The 18,185-nt window shown below is 41.6% G+C and carries 16 protein-coding genes and 1 riboswitch; of the genes, 5 read left to right on the top strand and 11 right to left on the bottom strand.

The window, feature by feature from the left end; translation table 11 throughout:
- Positions 1-8: 8 nt before the first annotated feature.
- Complete coding sequence (locus A3KS_RS0112515; protein ID WP_026395206.1) at positions 9-2,504, bottom strand: U32 family peptidase; 2,496 nt, start codon at positions 2,502-2,504, stop codon at positions 9-11.
- Positions 2,505-2,720: 216 nt separating this feature from the next.
- Between A3KS_RS0112515 and A3KS_RS0112510 the strand changes: the two genes are divergently transcribed.
- Positions 2,721-3,983, top strand: a complete 1,263-nt coding sequence (locus tag A3KS_RS0112510; protein WP_026395205.1) for a glycosyltransferase — start codon at positions 2,721-2,723, stop codon at positions 3,981-3,983.
- A gap of 102 nt (positions 3,984-4,085) precedes the next feature.
- Positions 4,086-4,820, top strand: a complete 735-nt coding sequence (locus A3KS_RS0112505) for a FadR/GntR family transcriptional regulator (RefSeq protein ID WP_026395204.1) — start codon at positions 4,086-4,088, stop codon at positions 4,818-4,820.
- A 181-nt stretch (positions 4,821-5,001) separates the two neighbouring features.
- Here the strand turns inward: A3KS_RS0112505 and A3KS_RS0112495 are convergent, their stop codons facing one another.
- The 5 genes from A3KS_RS0112495 to A3KS_RS0112475 all read right to left on the bottom strand — a co-directional run bounded on the left by A3KS_RS0112495 (position 5,002) and on the right by A3KS_RS0112475 (position 9,251).
- On the bottom strand, positions 5,002-5,808 hold the full coding sequence (locus A3KS_RS0112495; RefSeq protein WP_026395203.1) for a methyltetrahydrofolate cobalamin methyltransferase: 807 nt from the start codon (positions 5,806-5,808) through the stop codon (positions 5,002-5,004).
- A 33-nt stretch (positions 5,809-5,841) separates the two neighbouring features.
- The gene (locus tag A3KS_RS0112490; protein ID WP_026395202.1) at positions 5,842-6,471 is read right to left on the bottom strand and encodes a cobalamin B12-binding domain-containing protein; all 630 of its coding nucleotides are present in this window, start codon (positions 6,469-6,471) and stop codon (positions 5,842-5,844) included.
- Positions 6,472-6,619: 148 nt separating this feature from the next.
- Positions 6,620-7,858, bottom strand: coding sequence for an MFS transporter (locus A3KS_RS0112485; protein WP_156913261.1), 1,239 nt, complete (start codon positions 7,856-7,858; stop codon positions 6,620-6,622).
- A 90-nt stretch (positions 7,859-7,948) separates the two neighbouring features.
- The gene (locus A3KS_RS23505) at positions 7,949-8,101 is read right to left on the bottom strand and encodes a hypothetical protein (RefSeq protein ID WP_169727704.1); all 153 of its coding nucleotides are present in this window, start codon (positions 8,099-8,101) and stop codon (positions 7,949-7,951) included.
- Between the two features lie 13 nt (positions 8,102-8,114).
- Positions 8,115-9,251, bottom strand: a complete 1,137-nt coding sequence (locus A3KS_RS0112475) for a uroporphyrinogen decarboxylase family protein (RefSeq protein WP_026395200.1) — start codon at positions 9,249-9,251, stop codon at positions 8,115-8,117.
- 195 nt (positions 9,252-9,446) lie between these two features.
- Between A3KS_RS0112475 and A3KS_RS0112470 the strand changes: the two genes are divergently transcribed.
- The 3 genes from A3KS_RS0112470 to A3KS_RS22685 are packed head-to-tail and all read left to right on the top strand — an operon-like array spanning position 9,447 to position 11,453.
- Positions 9,447-10,100, top strand: coding sequence for a cobalamin B12-binding domain-containing protein (locus tag A3KS_RS0112470; RefSeq protein WP_051355855.1), 654 nt, complete (start codon positions 9,447-9,449; stop codon positions 10,098-10,100).
- Positions 10,090-10,776, top strand: coding sequence for a GntR family transcriptional regulator (locus A3KS_RS22690; protein ID WP_051355854.1), 687 nt, complete (start codon positions 10,090-10,092; stop codon positions 10,774-10,776). Before A3KS_RS0112470 ends, A3KS_RS22690 begins: the two co-directional genes overlap by 11 nt.
- A gap of 2 nt (positions 10,777-10,778) precedes the next feature.
- Positions 10,779-11,453, top strand: coding sequence for a GntR family transcriptional regulator (locus A3KS_RS22685; protein WP_026395198.1), 675 nt, complete (start codon positions 10,779-10,781; stop codon positions 11,451-11,453).
- A gap of 24 nt (positions 11,454-11,477) precedes the next feature.
- Here A3KS_RS22685 and A3KS_RS0112455 read toward each other — a convergent pair whose 3' ends face one another.
- The 5 genes from A3KS_RS0112455 to A3KS_RS22680 all read right to left on the bottom strand — a co-directional run bounded on the left by A3KS_RS0112455 (position 11,478) and on the right by A3KS_RS22680 (position 17,686).
- Complete coding sequence (locus A3KS_RS0112455; protein ID WP_026395197.1) at positions 11,478-12,650, bottom strand: MFS transporter; 1,173 nt, start codon at positions 12,648-12,650, stop codon at positions 11,478-11,480.
- A 183-nt stretch (positions 12,651-12,833) separates the two neighbouring features.
- A complete protein-coding gene (gene fdhD / locus A3KS_RS21185) occupies positions 12,834-13,667 on the bottom strand; it encodes a formate dehydrogenase accessory sulfurtransferase FdhD (RefSeq protein ID WP_051355853.1) in 834 nt (277 codons plus the stop codon).
- 76 nt (positions 13,668-13,743) lie between these two features.
- Positions 13,744-15,186, bottom strand: coding sequence for a phytoene desaturase family protein (locus A3KS_RS0112445; RefSeq protein ID WP_084504997.1), 1,443 nt, complete (start codon positions 15,184-15,186; stop codon positions 13,744-13,746).
- A 37-nt stretch (positions 15,187-15,223) separates the two neighbouring features.
- Positions 15,224-17,218 (bottom strand): aldehyde ferredoxin oxidoreductase N-terminal domain-containing protein, encoded by a 1,995-nt coding sequence (locus tag A3KS_RS0112440; protein ID WP_026395195.1) that lies wholly within the window; start codon positions 17,216-17,218, stop codon positions 15,224-15,226.
- 18 nt (positions 17,219-17,236) lie between these two features.
- On the bottom strand, positions 17,237-17,686 hold the full coding sequence (locus A3KS_RS22680) for a 4Fe-4S dicluster domain-containing protein (protein ID WP_051355852.1): 450 nt from the start codon (positions 17,684-17,686) through the stop codon (positions 17,237-17,239).
- Between the two features lie 89 nt (positions 17,687-17,775).
- Positions 17,776-17,885: riboswitch (molybdenum cofactor riboswitch) on the bottom strand.
- Positions 17,886-18,185: the final 300 nt, after the last annotated feature.

Raw genomic sequence — 18,185 nt, 5'->3', positions numbered from 1 at the left:
TCACTCCTCTATTTTACGCCTCGTCTAAAACTCCCCCGGGTGGTTCCCTCGGTCCCAAGTCCTTCGGGAAGACCCCAATGTTTGTCATAAATCCCCTGACTGTAATAGCCGATGATGATCCTCAACTTTTCCATACTTTCGTCGTGATGATGGATTCGCCAGGTGTCCACGCCTTTTAATTCCAGGATTTCTTCCCTTAAAAATAAGGTATCACCATTATAGACATGAATCAGTCCCTGGTCATCCCGTTCAACCGGGAAGGCAAACCCGCGCTCATCCACCAGCTTACCGGTCATTTCCTGGCGACACAAACCAGTTGTTCCTTTTTTCTTTTCCAGACAGTTTTTACAGCCAAACAGACATTTTTTGCTGACCATCAGCTCCTGCGAACCGTAAACTGGTAAAACCATGGCAATCTCAGAATGCTCGCTTATTTCTTTCAGCTCAGTTTCCATAAGTTCCGGCGACAACACGCCGCCACCGACGCCCCACTCTTTTAATGCTCGGGTTGCCAGGGTATTAAACAGGTTAAACGACTGATCAGCCTCTAAATAAGATGATGTTTTATTTAGCAGATGCAGGGCTTCATAATTGCCAATTAAAAAGCCATCCTGATTCATCTCTTTGGTCACTAAGCGACGCACTTTTTTAGTTAATTCGTCATCCATTATTTTAGGTGTCTTCAGTAGCACTGCGATTCCCAGATCTTTTAAGAGGACGGTCTTTTCCGCGACCCCCTCCCCAAGCAATGGCAGCACGACCTGATCCAGACCCAGCCCATCCAAAAGTGTTAAAAACTGATGATCCGGCATTTTTTCAAATGCCAATGAAACTTGTTTTTTCGAGTCTGCTAATTGCAGTTTTTTAAATCGTTCTGATTGACCCGCTAGCTCTTTCTCCAGCGGCACGATCGTAATGGCCTGGTTTAACTCGTGCGTACTTCCGGCATTTTTTTCAGCGTCTGCCAGAGCCTCTGCCAGTTTAAGTAACACTTCTTTGCGTAGCGTGTTTAACTGGCTACGGGAGAGAAACACCTGATTATCCAACGCCATGGAAATAGTCCCCAGTTCATAACCGGTGCCGCCGATTCGGGAAATCTGCTCCCGAACCATCGCTTCATCAATGGGGTTTTTCAGCGGTAATTCGGGACTAAAATCGGCAGTATATGTAACCGTACACCCCTGGGTGAAAGTTGTTATTTCGGCCGGTTTGCCCAGCTTGAGGAGCAGATTAAAATTCACTGCGGTGCCTGGTTGATCAAGGGATTGGGAACCCAGTTGTTTAAGGCTATCCATTAAGTTCTTATCAAGATTTTTATAAAGTGGTGTTCCTGGTGAAACCCCATAGCGACAGGGAATGGCCACGGTATCGCCACCAAGGCCTTGTTCCAGCCGGCGGCCGGCCGGGGTGAAAATCGCATCCACCTTGGTCCCCATTTTCCCGTCCTCACCAAAGGATAAGCCATCCCCGACATGAAGCTGAGCATCCTCATTGAGGCGAATCCCCAGAGGCTGATAGGCACTTTTATGATTCTGGTTTTTAGCGGTTTTAGTAAGGCTGACAACCTGGCCAATTAAAACGCCCCGGTTCTTGCCCACCTGGGCATTGAGGAGATCCGCTTCGTTAAAAAGATGACCCCTGGTGAAATCCCGGTTAAACACCTGCATAACGGCCTGATTATCAACAGTTTTGGTAATCTTATCCCCGGCAGCAGCATCGATGCCTTCCCGATAAGCCCGGGTGATCCCATAAACGTATTCCGGTGTTTTCATCCGGCCTTCAATTTTTAAGGAGTCCACACCCGAAGCGATGATTGTCTCCAGGTCGTCCAACGTATTTAAGTCCTTGGGACTGAGGAGATAGCCTTCCTGAACCAGTCGACTGTTCTCATCAAACAGCCGGTAATTCTTGCGACAGGGTTGTGCGCAGAGACCCCGGTTGCCGCTTCGGCCGCCAATCATACTGCTCATCAGACACTGGCCAGAATAGGCGTAGCACAAGGCTCCATGGGTGAATATTTTTAATTCAACCTGGGTTTTTTTCTTGATTTCAGCTACTTGGGTTAATGGCATTTCCCGGGGCAGAACCACCCGGGAAAAACCAAGTTCCTGAAAAAACAGCACTCCTTCTACGCCATAAACAGAAGCCTGGGTGCTGGTCTGGAGTTTGAATTCGGGAAAATAATGGCGGATCAAATAGATTAATCCCATATCCTGAACAATCAGACCATCCAGATTAAGGGTTTTCAGAAAATTAAGGGTGCTGACTAATTCGCTCATTTCACAGTTTTTTATTAATATATTCAAGGTGACGTAGACTTTCACCCCATGCTGATGACAAAGGGTGACCGCCGCTTTTATTTCTTCATCTGTCATATTTTCAGCATTACGACGAGCATTAAAAGATTTGCCACCAAAATAGACTGCATCCGCCCCGCCGTTGATGGCCGCAATGACCGCTTCCATTGTTCCGGCCGGTGCCAACAGTTCTGGTTTTTTATTCATTCTTACCTCATGTTCTTATTAATCGATGTTTCACGTAACTTCTATGCAATTGATTATTATAACATATATAGATAAAATAAAGAAGATTTGATATTCTTTTTCGTCCTTTAATTCATTTATTACCGATCGCCTTATTAATCTTGAAAAATCAGGGTAAAAAAAGTATCATAACTAAGTGGATTAAATTGCAAACTGAAAAGAGGAGATGAGTCATTAATGAAAATTTCAATCTTAACCTTGGGAACCCGTGGGGATGTTCAACCTTTTGTCGCCCTGGCACAAAAAGCGTTGGAAAAAGGGCATCAGGCCGTGATCTGTACCGGAAAAACATTCAAGCCATTTATTGAAGCAGCCGGCATCGAATTTAAAGAAGCTGCCAGTGATCTGATGGCGATGCTGGAAACCGAGGAAGGACAAATGGTTTTCAAACATGCTCTGCACCATCCATTTCGCACCAAAAAGTATCTGGATGAAGTGGTCAATCCGGCCTTTCGACAAACCCTGGATCAGTTCTATGATGCTGCCCAGGGATCTGATGTGATCCTCTATCATCCCAAGGCTTTCGGTGCTCCGGATATTGCCGAAGTTCTCGACATTCCCTGTATCAGCATTCCCCCGGTGCCAATTACCTTTCCGATTGATGAATTTCCCAACCTGGCCATCTCGCCAACCAAAAATCTCGGAAAGCGATTGAATCTCTGGACCTACTCGGTGATTGCCCAAGCCGAGCGATCAAGCATCAAAGAGGTCAATGATTTCAGACAAAAAACCTTGCATCTGCCCAAACGTAAAAGCGGACTCTACACCTTTTCCCTGAATGGTCAAGTCATCCCGATCATTTATCCGATCAGCAAGGCCTTATTTCCAGAAGTCACAAGCTGGGAGGGTCGGGTTCTGACTCCTGGCTTTTTTTATCTTGATTCCCAAACAGAGCACCTCGATTCGACATTAACGGCCTTTTTAAACTCGGGACCAGCACCGATTATCATCTCGTTTAGCAGTATGCCCCTTAAAGCTCCAGAACAATTTAAAAACCATCTACAGGAAGCCCTTCATGCCACCCATCAGCGGGGCATCCTTTTATCTGGCAACAGCGGCATTCACTTTGATGAGAATGAGCATCTGCTGACCATTGACGCCGCGCCCCATTCATTGTTGTTTCACCATGGCAAAGGGATCGTCCATCATGGCGGCGTGGGAACCATGGCGGCGGCCATCAAAAGCGGTAAACCGCAGCTGATTATCCCCTTTTCGGTGGATCAACCCTTCTGGGCCAACCGCCTCTATCAACAGGGGTATGCACTAAAACCGCTTAAGGAAACCCAGGTCACGACACAAGCTCTGATCCAACGCCTCATTGCGTTTGAAGAAGAGGCCATCCAATCAAAGGCCCAAGCCCTGAAGGCCATCATCGATCAAGAGAATGGAACTGAAACGGCTCTTGCTTTTATTGAAAATTACTGTCAAACAAAGACTTGAATGAAATACTCAACACTATCAAAGCAAGATTGATATTTTTCAAACAAGCTGTTATAATATCATAGAACGTTTAAACATCCTATGATTAGTAAAGAGGTTTTGATGAAAACTTTTCTCAAGAATAACAGTAAAGCATCTGCTCTTACCCCGATCGATAACGGCAGCATCGTTGATAAAATCATTGACCAGATTGTGAAGGCTATTGCCGCCGGACAATTTAAGGTGGGTGAAAAACTGCCCAGTGAATTTATTTTGATGGAAGAATTGAAGGTAGGCCGTAATTCCCTGCGGGAAGCCATGAAAATATTAGCAACCTTAGGTGTTGTTACCATCAAACGAGGGGACGGCACCTACGTCTGCGACCACATTGCGCCAACCATCTTTAACCCCATTATCTACAGCATTATTTTCCAGTCCCGCAGCGATAATGCCATGGTCGAATTTCGACGGATGATGGACGAAACGGTACTGCGTACCGCCATGACCAAGGTTACTGACAAAGATCTGGTAAATTTAAAAAGCCGCATCAAAGAAATCCGTGTGGCTTATGAATCCGGTGACAAAGAAAGAGCCGCCTATCTGGACTATCAATATCATGTGGCGATTGCCAATATTTGTGATAATCCCTATATCTCCAATATCGTCAACGGGATTTATGAAGTTTTTGCCCTGTCCATTGAGGATACCATTGATACCGATGAACGCTTTAACAACGCTGAGCGCTTTCATCTGGATTTGTACAATTGTCTTAAAAACAAAGACTACGACGCCATTGAAGCAGCTGTAGCCGAAAGTGTCAGCTTCTGGTATGAAGATCGGAACGAAGCCCATTGCTGAAAATAAAACTAACAAAGAACCGATTCAGGTAACCCCTGGACCGGTTCTTTGTCAATTATCTTATTAATCTGGATCTCCACATCCACATCTCTTTCCTTATAGCCTTCATCGCGAAAGATCGCCATGCTGTAGCAGGGCTCATCTTTTCAAATGTCATTTTAAAAATATTTGATTCTATTATCTATTTATGGACCTGCCCTATCTCTCCTGCCCGAAACGCCTTGCTGTATTTCCGGCAGTGTTTATCCTGTCCCATTAATGCATATGTGGCAAAAATCGTACCCATTAGATCCCGATTAAGCGGATCCATGACAGCGGAGTCCATCCCGGCATCAATGGCAAAGGCCATGGCCGTTTTGTTCAATAGCGGCCGTAGCGGTAAGCCAAAGGAAATATTGCTGATGGCTCCAGTCACATGGATGGTGGGATAAAGTTCTTTGATGGCTTTGATTTCGGCTGCAAAGTTCAGCATTGAATTGTTTTCCGTGGATAAAGCCATGACACAGGGATCGATGTGAATCCGATCCGGGGTGATGCTATATTGGGCTGCTTTTTCCACTAAAATTTTGGTGATATCCACCTTAGTCTTAACGTCGTTAGGTATGCCCCGATCATCGCAGGTCAAACCCACGACTTCCCAGGTGTTCCCTTCCAACAGTGGTAGCAAAACTTCACATTTGTCGCCTTCTTCGGAAATGGAATTAAGCATCCCGGGTTTGTTGGCATATTTAAAAACTGCCTCAATCACCCGGGGGTTGGGACTGTCGATACACACTGGGGTATCGGTGGCGTCCTGAACAACTTCCATCAGCCATTTCAAGGTTTCAATTTCATATTCCGGGGCGGTGCTGGCGCATACATCAATAAAGTTTGCGCCAGCTTCTGTCTGTTTGACCGCCTGATCAGCAATAAAGTCGGCGTCTCGTTTTTCAATTGCTTCCTTAACTAATGGGATGGTGCCGTTAATTTTCTCTCCAATAATTATCATAATTGCTCCTTATAGTGTTTTAATTCCTTGAATTTAGACAAGTCCCTGACAGATTTTAACCCCTTCGGCAGCATTGGTGGTGAAGGCATCCGCACCGACAAACGCACAGGCTTCTTTGGTCACCGGATTCCCGCCGATGATAATTTTAGCATCCACACCGGCTTCCTTCAGTGCTTCCACGGTATCTTTCATGGAATCAATGGCTAGCGTTAAAACCCCGCTCATGCCGATAATCTGAGGTTTGATCTCCTGAGCTTTTTTAACAAAGGTGTCCACTTCGACGTCAATCCCCAAATCAACAACTTCGAATCCCGCTGCCTCCGACATGCTTTTGAAAATATTTTTGCCGATATCATGCAAGTCGCCATGGACCGTGCCTAGGAGAATCGTTCCAATTACCACTGAAGCACCTCCACCTAAAGCCGGTTTCAAAACATTGATGGCTTCAGTTAATAGCTCTCCGGCAAAAATCAGATCACCGACAAAATATTCTCCACTTTCAAAAAGCTCTCCGACAATTGCCATCCCGGCCTGACAAGCCGCTACTGCTTCCAGTGCTTCTGCTTCTGAAGGACTTGTATCCGCAAATTCCTTCAACATTTCCATAACCTGATCTTCTTCAAGATCTCCCAAAGCTTGTGTTAAAATTTTTAAGTCTAACATATTTTTCTCCTCTTTAATTTGTCGTTCATCTTTTTTTATGAGAATTTCCGTATTTTAAATCGGCATCCTCATCATCAAAAATTAAATTTTCTTTATACCGCATCTTCTATTCAAAAAGATCAGGCGCATTCTCGCGTCCATTTTTCATTTAAAATTCAATTACCGGCTTTTTCTTTAATGCCATAAAATAAGTGGCAAATGGTATGATACTGAGTCCAATATATATCATAAAAATCAGATTATAACTACCCGTTGTATCATATATTAATCCTGCAATAGGAATGGCAAGTGCTGCAACAAGACCAGCGATACCTTGAATAAATGACAGAATTTCCCCATAAGCCCTTTCCCCGAAAAAGTCTGAAACGATGATGGTTAGCGGAAATGAGGCTGTTGACACGGACAATCCATAAATAATGGCAAAAACCCCTGCCATGACTGGTGATTGAATCAATAATGCAATCACCATGGCAATGATAAATAAAACGGTCCCATAAGTTACGCAAATACTGACGTTAAAAACATCATTTATTTTCCCCATTATTATTTTTCCGATGGCATTAGCTCCGCTCAATAGTGAGATCATAACACCCACCACCATTGGCATTAAACCAATATCCAATAGATAAGAAGGAATAAAATAGGTTACCCCGACAAACACAATCGAATACATCGCAACAGTTATCGTACAAAAATAAAATGCGAATGTTTTTCTGGCTTCTTTAAGTGATAGACCACTTTTTTGACCTTGTCTCTGTTCTTCATAAGTTGTTTCAGCTTGGCTTTCTTCTTTATTTTGAGTAGCTGGTTTTTCCTTAATTACAAAAACAACAACGGGCACCAGTAAAACGGCCAGAATTATTCCTGAAAATGCCAGCGTGTATTCGAATGATTTTAAGTCAATAAAATAAATGACTAATGGGCTAAAAACCATCGCTCCGATTCCGGTTGATGCAAGAATAATTCCAAGCGCACCACCCCTTTTATCGCCAAACCAGTTCAGCATAAGGATACTTGCCGGAATAACCGTAGCGACAGAGAGCCCCAGACCAATCAGAATACCAGCAAAATAAAACATCGGAAGAGTCGTTGAAAAGCTCATCAACAGTACCCCTGCAGCAATCATAATTACGCCGGATATCATTAAGAACTTCAGACTCAATTTTTGGGATAATTTACCGTAAGAAAAGGCCCCAATACTCATGGATAAGCTTAGCAGACTCATGACAACAGAAAACTGCCCGCGACTGAAACCAAACGCCTCGCAGATGCTCACCGAATATAGACTGATTGATGAATAGGCTAATCCATATCCCATAAAACAAATTAAAAAACACCCACCACAGATCATCCATCGTTTCATTGATGAATTAGTACTTTTTTTCAACAATAACACCTTCTTCAATCAGAATATGATAAGCTGCAGAGAGTTCTACAGCTTAATTGTTAAATTACTCATTCCGTATCTAAATATCGTTTACATACTGGTAACAGTTGTTATAAATTGAATCAAGAAGCCTTCCCGCATTTCTTCCGGCAGAAACACCAAACTTTCAACCGCCTGATTCCATCCCTCCGGATAAGTTAAAAACGGGTTATCTATTGCTGAATCTTTTTCTTCTAACATCATTTTGACCTCCTTCTTAATAATTTCTAATAAATTCATTTACCGCCAGTAGATTTTCCCGGGTACAATCATTTCTGAATGAAACCATTTTGTTCTGACTAAAAATAAATCCGTTACCCAACTCATCAATCAATTTTTTTGAATAATCAATACATTGACGGGGCGTTCCATTACCGAGCAAATCGGTTGTCATTCCCCCAGCAAGACAGATGTTAGGCAGTTCTTTATGAATTTCAAAGATGTCATCTTGTTCTAAATGAAGAATAACATGTCCTTTGGGAATATCCTGAAAAAAATCTTTAAAGCGGAGCATGGTACTTTCACAAAAAATGTAAATGGTCTTATCTTTTTCCACGACCTTGTCAATAATTTGTTTTAATTGGGGCCAATAAATATCCTCAAACTGTTTAGGACTAAGGATGGCATGAGCCAGCATTGGAAAGTAAGTATCACACACATAGGCACTTGTATCCAGATCTAAAGCTGCATCCAGAGCCGGCAGCATTTGGGTTTCGAATTTTTTTTCAATGACGTCTTTCAATTCCGTTCGTCGTTTTCTTAAATCAATTGATACTTCTTTTATGCCTCGATAATTATTATGTAAATACTCAAATGGATGCATTAACACAGCATTCATGTTAAAAACAGATGGACAATGATATTCCTGAACAAATTTATTCGTCATCTTATCATTGAATTGACCATAAGCCATCAATTCCTGAACAGCATTTATGAGTTTTTCAGGTGTTGTATCTGGAAACTTTCTGGCAAATACTTTTGTCCATAAAAATTTCACCTCATTATCTAATAATTCCTGATATTCATCTGATTTCATCAATACATGATCATAATAATTAATTGATTCTGTTTTGTCGTTGACCTCGTGATCACCTCCACCTAGTGCATCAGTGACACGAATGGGATTTCGTGTGCCCAAATCCATATAAGCATCAAAGTGATACCGTTCATGAAAATCACATACAATTCTTTCCATTTTATCGTAATCATTCATCGCTTCACTCAGTTTGTAAGGTGAATCCAGTATTTTCCAGGTAAAGAAATTTGACAGATTTGGAACCCTTTCGGTTTTCTTTAATTCAATGGTATCTTTGAATAATTTAATGCGATCTTCATAAATATTTTGATCACTCATTTTGTACCTCCAATTAATAAAATAAAATCTGGTATCGCGACTACCCTGTACATGTATATGTTAATTCTATTTAGCACATTTGTCAACTATTTTTGTAAAATATTATTTTTTAACAAATCCATCACAGGATTTGATTTTTTATTGAATGCTTGATATAGTATAGTTCAAAGCAAATCATTATAAAGGGGAACTTCTGTGATAAAAGATGAAATTGTTGAAGCAGTCCGTAATTTGGATGAGGATTTGGTCTTAAATTTAGTGTCCCAGGCTGTAGCAGATGGTTTAACACGTAAAGAAATTATCCGTTATGTTATCCTGGGGATGAATGAAATCGGGATTCTCTATGAAAGCCTTGACTATTATATTGCGGACCTGATTATGGCAGGCTGTGTTTTTAAAAGCGTCTTAAATTTCTTTGATGATTTGGAACAAACGGGTTCGTCATTAACAGCAACTGAGCGAACTGGCAGAATTCTAATTGGTACTGTCGAAAACGATATACACGATATTGGAAAGTCCATTTTTACCAACCTGGCGTTAACTGAAGGTTATGAGGTAATTGATCTGGGGGTTGACGTCAAACCGCATAGATTCTTTGAAGAGGCGCTGGCAACAAAGCCGGATATTTTAGCCATGAGTGGTATCATTTCAAATGCCATTAAATCCATGACGGAAACAGTTAATCTGTTCAAGAAAAATTATATCAGAAATGATTTTAAAATCATCATCGGCGGACTTTCCCTCTCTGAGGATCTTTTAAACTATATCGGAGCTGATTTTGCAACAAAATCTGCGGAAACCGGGATCACCAAATGTAACGAATGGATGCGCGAAAAAAATGGCCAATAAAACACCCCTCTCAAAATATCAGATTATTGTTAATGCGATCAAAAAAGACATCGCGGATGGCAGTTTAAGTCCCGGTGATCCCCTTCCTTCCGAGAATTACATGAGTCAAAGCTATGGAATCAGTCGGATGACGGTGAGAAAGGCTCTGGCGGTACTGATCAATGAATCCTATATTTACAGCGTTCAGGGAAAAGGTCACTTTGTCAGCAAACCAGACTTCACTCATTTTGATATCAATTTCAAAGCAAATGACGATCAGGATTTTGAACATAAATTGCTGTCTGTCGATATTGTTGATATGAGCGATGATCTTCGTATTCGCATGCAGAATTTCACTCAAAAAAAGATCATTGAAGTTAAACAGCGTATCTTCAATAATGGTGAGGTCGTCGGATATGATATAACTTATCTTCATTATAATCCTAAAGAACCGGTACTGGAAAAAGAGTTTCATTACATCAATATTGACGAAAATGCTGATAATGGTGAAAAAATTAAAAAGCATGTAACCTTGGCTGTCCTGTCTTCTGATGAACACATTTCTTCAATCTTAGAAGTTGAAATTGGCTTTCCGATTATTCAAATCGAAGCGACAGCCCGAAATGAGGTCAGTCAAATCATACGCTATGGAAAGAGCTATTTTAAAGGGAATGCCTTCAAAATTCGAGGTCAATAAGCATGGATACTAAACTATACAAACAAATCATCAAAGACATTTCAGATAAAATAATCTCGGGCGAACTGAGACCTGGCAGCCGATTACCCTCTGAAAACGAACTAATGGATATTTACAACGCCAGTAAATCAACCATTGAGAAAAGCATGATGATTCTTGCTCATGAGGGCTATATCATGACAATCCCACGCAAAGGAAATTACATCACCAGACCGGCACTTGATCATTTCAGCTTACATTACCGGGAGGATGAGCTTCTTTCCAATATGTTTGCCGGTCTCAATGATTTTGACTTTTCGATCGCACCTGTTGGATCCGAACTGCAATCTTTAGTCATCAAAAAAACTTTTGATGTTGATAAAAAAAATATATGTTATGCCATCAAACAGTATTTTTTTGAAAATACCAATGACTTTCGATTAAATAAAAATCAATTACTGACAAAATCAGATTTAGATATTTTATTACTTTTCAATAAACCGTTGGAACTTCAAAAACAGATCACTCTGGTTGCCGACTTCTGTCCAGAAAAAGTTGCTGAAAAAATTGATATTGCACCGCATAGTGCTGTTTTTTTTATTGAAATCCTATTTACGCATCGCAAAACGCTAACCGAAGCAGCTCGATTTAAGACCTATTTCAACCCTCATTATCTCCACCTTAATTTCTCTACATAGTTTTCCCATTCTTGCCGGTTTAGCTTATATTTGCTCGTCTTGTTTTGAATTTCGGTTCATCAGAAAAATCAGCATACTGGCGGCAAACAGAGACAATCCGGCACCAAAAACAAACGGTGCCTGAGGTCCAAAGATGTTCCATAACAGGCCGGCGATAACACTGGCTGGCAACAGAGCAATCCCCACAATAGTGGCCTGAAGTCCCAGCATCGTCCCTTTTAGATTGACTGGTGAAATTTCAGAGATTAAAGCCCGTTCAACGCCAGCTGTCATGGCGGTGTAAAGACCATAAATGATAAACAAAATCACCAGCACCTCTGCATTTGAGACAAAAGCAAACCCGACGTAAACCAAGGCAAAGGTGATATACCCAGAAACAAGAATCTTTTTCCGGCCGTACTTGTCCGACAGATGACCAAAAGGCACGGAAAATAAAGCTGCTGATACATTATAAATGAAGTAGAGCAAAATCACATTTGCGTCAGTTAGGCCTAGACTCTTTCCTCTGAGAATTAAAAATGCATTGGACGAATTGCCTAGTGTGAAAATAAACGTCACAGCCAGGTAAAGTTTTAAGTTTACATCCAGATTTTTTACATTTCTCCAGAAGGGTTCTCGCTCTTTGACTTCTCGTAGTTCTTTTTTTTCTTTGACAAACAGTAGGATCACCAACCCGATTGCTGCGGGAATGATAGAAATTGTGAACAGCGTTTTATAGTCAAGGTTTCCTTCCGCCTGTGACAGGAGGAAAAAAGCGATTAAGATTCCTAGTGCCGATCCGGCCATGTCCAGAGCTTTGTGTATACCAAAAGCCTTCCCCATCTTGTTTGTATCCGCACTTTCACAGACTAAAACATCCCGGGGCGCTGTCCTGATCCCTTTTCCAATCCGATCAATCACTCTGGCAAACAAGATCCCTGTCCAGGAGGTGGCAATCAACAGCGCTATTTTATAAATGATTCCGGTGGAATACCCACCAAAAGCCAGAATTTTTTTCCGCTTGTACTTATCTGAAATATAACCGCTGTAGACCTTTAATAAGCTGGCAATACTTTCTGCAATCCCTTCAATGATCCCGACAAGTACTGGCGTCGCCCCAAACGCCGATGTCAGATACAAGGGAATTAAAGGATAAACCATTTCTGAGCTGATATCTGAAAAAAAGCTTACCATCCCCAGCAATATAATATTTAACATTGATTTCACTCCTAAATTTTATCAAGTATTTTAAATAATTTCAAAGACTTTTAATCCAAACACCACTTCATGTCCCGTTGATCCACTTATTTTACACTACCTACTATACTATTATTCTGATAATTTTTCCTGTTTTTAAATGTAAATAGACTTCCGGATTTTAAGCATTCCGGAAGTCATTCTTTAGCCTATTTGTTCAGATACGAGATGCTCGTCATTTTTTGCTATAATTCCCAGTCGTTTTTCATTGGCGTAAACAGTCATATGGCTGCCCCGGACATAACCAACTAGAGTAACCCCCAATTCCTTAGCCAATATTATCGCCTGTTGTGTTGGGGAAGTTAATGACACTACCATAGGTATTTCCATCTTGACCGCTTTTCTTAACATTTCAGAGGCGATTCTCCCACTGGTTATAAGGATTTTGTCCTTAGTTGAAATATTCCTCATCAGACATTCACCGATGATTTTATCCAAGGTATTGTGACGCCCGATATCTTCTCCCAAGGCAATGATGTGGTTGGTATCACAAAGTGCAGATGTGTGGCTGCCACCACTTAAACAATAAGCTTTTCCGCTTTTTATCATTTGCTTGACAAGTATAAAAAGTTTTTCAGGTGCCACACTCAGTGTTGAAACCAGCCTTTCTTGATAATGACCGTTATTCAAACTCATCCCTCCGCCACACCCTGATGTGAGAATTCGTTTGTCAGGCAATTTATAATCATTGTTTTTCAATCTGATATCGGCAATTGAACTCTCCTCACAGACTCTTAAAATATTAATATCCTCAATATTTTCGATGACGCCCTCAGCAAATAAATATCCAACGACTAAAAAGTTCAGCTTTGAAGGGGAGCATAGAATTGTAACCAGTTCTCTGCCATTGATATAAATGGCCAATGGCAGTTCCTGGGGTACATAAATCATCTGGTCTTCCCATTTGCCATCAAAATAATGATGGCATTGGATATCTGGTGCATTTCCTGGGGGCATTCTGACTATATTTTCATTCATTTGATCCCCTTCATTAAAATACATTAATTTTGAATTTATTTTTCATCACTCGAAATCAATCATGCCGTGTTTTATTTCATACCCCTGCTAATTCATCCGTCTCCAGAATTAATTTAGCGACGTTTGCTCCAGTGCTGGCAGTTCCATCAGTAATCTGGCCATACATCGGCCAGGTGCATTCACCGGCAAAGAATAGACCGTCCACATCCGGCGATTTTTGGCGAATCTTAGGAAGTGAACTAAATCGATAATGAGACGGATAACTGGCGCCTTTCACCGGGCTGGTAGATTCCAATGCGCGATTAAATCCCGGATAAAGCAATTCCATATTTTGGGTAACTTCCGCCGCAATTCCTTCCAGTCCCAATCGATTAAAATCGGCATCACTTCTTACCGAATATGCCCAGATAAGTTGCTTTCCTTCCGGAACGTTCCATGGCTGCTCAATATTCTGAGCACAGCCACCCTGAATTGATGAACCCGTTTTTGGATTAATAAACAGCGTAAATGCTCCATCCAGACTGATGGAATTATTCAACTGATACGTTAAAAAGATTCCGCCCATTTTCTGTTGAAGAGGAGCTTTCATAGTTTCCAGCAAGGTTGGCGGCACTGTTTCAAGCAATTTCAGGTAATCCAGCCAGGTTGTGGCAAGAATCACCCGGTTAGCTTCGATTCGTTTAATAGTTCCATTTCCATCCTTTATTTCAACTCCAACCGCCCTATTATCTTCAATGATAACTTTAATGACTTCTGAGTTTGTTCTAATATCACAACCAAAATTCGTGGTAATGGCTTCCGCTATGGGCTCACATATACCATGCTGAAGATCAGGGATTGCGACTGACATAGCCCCCTGATTGCCAATCCATATGCGCAGCATCACAAATCCTTTGGCTGCTGAACCATAGTTCCAGGTGAATTCCGCATCAGCAGTCCAGCAGAAACAGGCCATCAATGATGTAAACACATATTCAATCCCCTTATCCATACTCCGGGATTGAACCCAGTCTTTTACTGATACTTCATCCCATTCTTCACACATTTCTTTAAATGGCTTGTGAAGTATCTCATCAACCATCGGATATAGTTCAGACTTACAGCTGTTAGACCAGAGATCCGGACGGGCTTTTTTTAAAAAACTCTCCATCCAGTCAACAGCAGCTTCGGTTGTGATGCATTTTGGAATTGTCATATATGGATCCTCTACACCATTAAGATAAAGCCGCGGTTCTCGGCTAAAGTGCAGTTTAATGTCGGCACCAAAATCTTTTGCTGCATTCGCCCATCCGTACCCACCACCACCATTGAGGGATGTCATAATTAGTGGCAGATGCATCACAACATTATATCCATTGGCAGGGTGGGCCGCAGCCCTCCCACCAATTACCGAACCTTTTTCTAAAAGCAGAGTCCTTTGGCCGCTTTTAGCCAAATATCCGGCACAGGTCAGACCTGCAAAGCCAGCACCAACAACGATATTTTCGAATTTTTCTGCCATGTTTTCTCCTTCTTTCATCTATATCGATTTAAAAATATCTGATTAACGTCTATTTTTATTTTTGGGGCAATTTATCTATTTTCGCCAGTTCATCAGCCACATCTTTCAATCCATATTTTTCGTACGTTTCCCGGGTCGGCCAACCGGTTTCTCTGTCCCAACCTAAATATTCATACCAATTTTGAGTAGTAATTTTAAATTTATCCTTATCATAGGCATCATAAAGCCGGGGCATTAACTCATTAAATTCCATATCAGCGGTTCGTTCATGGTTTCGGATCTGAATGGCTCTGAACAAGGTATTAATTCTTTCACCAGACTCAAAAAACTCTTCTTCAGTAACTTTAAATCCAGTTACCTGAGAAAACAGGATTGATTCCATGGAAGTTGTATCAGAACCATCCCCAACTTCATCATAGTCAAATTCCATACCCATATATTTACGCAATGGGAATTGGAAGCAGGCAGTCAAAGAATCTAACAGTGTTCCCCGAATAGTACTTTGTTTTGCCCATTCCAGTGGGAAGGTGCTATTATAATAATCTTTTTCTGTTGCCATCCATTCACCGAAGCGCTTATGCGCCCAATCCGGCCACTTGCTGTGATGAGGATCTCTGGTTTCAATTAGCCAGTTTAAAAGACCTGGCATGCCCATTGGGAATGGCATTTCCATAACCAAACTTCTTGATGTGTATCCCCAGGCACCCAATGGCGCCAGTGGCAATCTGACCTTAAACCAGGCATCTTCTCTGGCTGCTTCAGGCCCTTCATAAATGGGATGAGCGTATTCATCCTCACCCAATTCCACCACCGTTCGTCGGATTCCCTCAGCCATGAGATCGCCAAAACCTTCCCGGTAGGCAATCATTTTCAGAAGTTTAATCCACCAAACATTTGACCGAACATCAGTTGGCATTCCAACCTTAGATTCGGTGTCAAGACCCATAGCTTTTGTATAATACAACCAGGGAACAAAACCATAAATGATATCAAAATGGCCAAACCCCAATTGTTGCGCCAGTTCATGAATTTCCAGACCTTTTCTGAAATTTTCGCCCGGTACTGTTTCATTTTCTCGATCGAAAAACTGCTCATAACGGGTGTGGTTGCATCCTGTCATAGCGTGTATCAGTTTCGGTTCGGTTACAGCAGGCACATTTTTGAATTCAAAGAAACCACAGGAGGCATAGCATCCCAATCCACAGGAATGACTTAAAAATTTAAAGGGTTTATTGTGAACATTCCCCATCCAGTTGATTGAGAAATTAGGTTTGCGATCCGGGCCCGTCCAGCGATCCCAGAAAGGATTTGTTTTATCATCGGCCAAATCCATATCGTAAACAGGCATGGGTTTTCTGATCGGTCCAAATTTCAAGGTTGTTTTTAATAGACCTTCCGGATCAGCGACCTTCACCTGATGTTTGCCCTTGGTTACCGTGATGGCCTTGAGATTCTTTGAACCCATGACGGCACCATGACCACCCTGGCCGGTTGCACTGTGAATGCCGCAACCGATGATAGCAAAACGAATCAGGTTTTCACCTGCTGGTCCAATCCCATAAGACGACGAGTTTTCCCCATGACGGTCATGTAATATTTCCTGGGCATCAACTAGCCCTAATCCCCAGATATCCTGTGCTGACCTTAATTCTGGCCCATCTGCTGAGATATAAAGATAGGCCGGTACCGGTGATTTACCTTCGATGATAATCCCATCATAACCGCACCACTTTAGATAGGTGGGTAAAGAACCGCCGATACCGGTATTTGCGTATTGTTCTGGATAACTGTGTGGGGATATGGAAACAAATTCAGCTCTTCCGCTTGAAGGTGACGCTGTTCCGGTAACCGGCCCCGTCATAAAAATCAGTTTGTTTTCTGGGTCGAATGCTTTAATCCCTGGCGGCATTTCATCCCACCAAATCTTATGTGCAACCCCCAAACCACCGACAAATTTCGGAACATACTGCATGGTATCGACATCTGAAAATGTACCGTCCGTTAGATTTACTCTTAATATTTTTCCTGCCCATCCGCATTGTTCATTCATAGCTTCATCTCCCTATCACTAATATTTTTTGAGTTGTAAACACATTGTAGGACACATTTGAATACAAACTGGTCCATCTTCCCGGTCTTTACACAAATCACACTTCTTAGCTTTTTTATTGATGCTGTCAAAATTAATTCTTGGGGGATCCAGTGGACATGCCTTAATACAGGCTTTACAGCCGATACACTTTTCAGCGTCAATGCATCGTGCACCTGTCGCCTCATCGATGTAAATTGCTTCAACCTTGCAGGCATCCATACATGATGGCGCCAGACACTGTTTACATGAATACGTGATGTACTCCCCAGCAAAAATATCGCTTGATTCCCAAAGCCTGTTTAATTCTGAACCACAGGCACCATCATGTGTTGCTGCACAAAATAATTCACATACCTTACAATCCTGGCATGCTGCAACTGATGGGTCAGTCATACCGATATAACCCTTCGCTTTTTGAAAACCCATTTATCAAACCTCCTAAATTTATTTATAAATAGTGTCTCATATGATTTGGAACACCATTTATTTCAAATGCAAAAAAAGAAAACAAAACGATTGAAACGTTCTGAATTCCTTTTCAAATGGAAGGCAAAAAAATTACTTCTTTTACCCATTGTTCACATTGGCCACATGGGTCATATGCAAATCGGAATATATTATTATTGAAACTGACCTTTAGGTGTAGTATAATTGGAATTGTCAATAATAGTTCAGTCAAAACGCGCAAGGAATTTTCCAAGCCCCTATAGAATAGCCAGCCCTCATCGTCGGTAACAATCATCAAAACTTCAAATGCTATGCAGCGAGCTGGTGATTGTCGATAAAAAGCCCCCGATAAACCAGCGGTGGATAGCCATTATTTGTACTGTAAATTCGTCGTCGATTGTAATAATGGATATAGCGGTAAACAATCGTTTTGACTTCAACCATGGGCATACTTTTGGTATTAATTTTATAGAGCTTC

The sequence above is a fragment of the Acetobacterium malicum subsp. dehalogenans DSM 11527 genome (assembly GCF_000472665.1).
GTDB lineage: Bacteria > Bacillota > Clostridia > Eubacteriales > Eubacteriaceae > Acetobacterium > Acetobacterium malicum.
The sequence above is the reverse complement of the archived record's forward strand: the minus strand, read 5'-3'. Positions and strand labels throughout refer to the sequence as shown.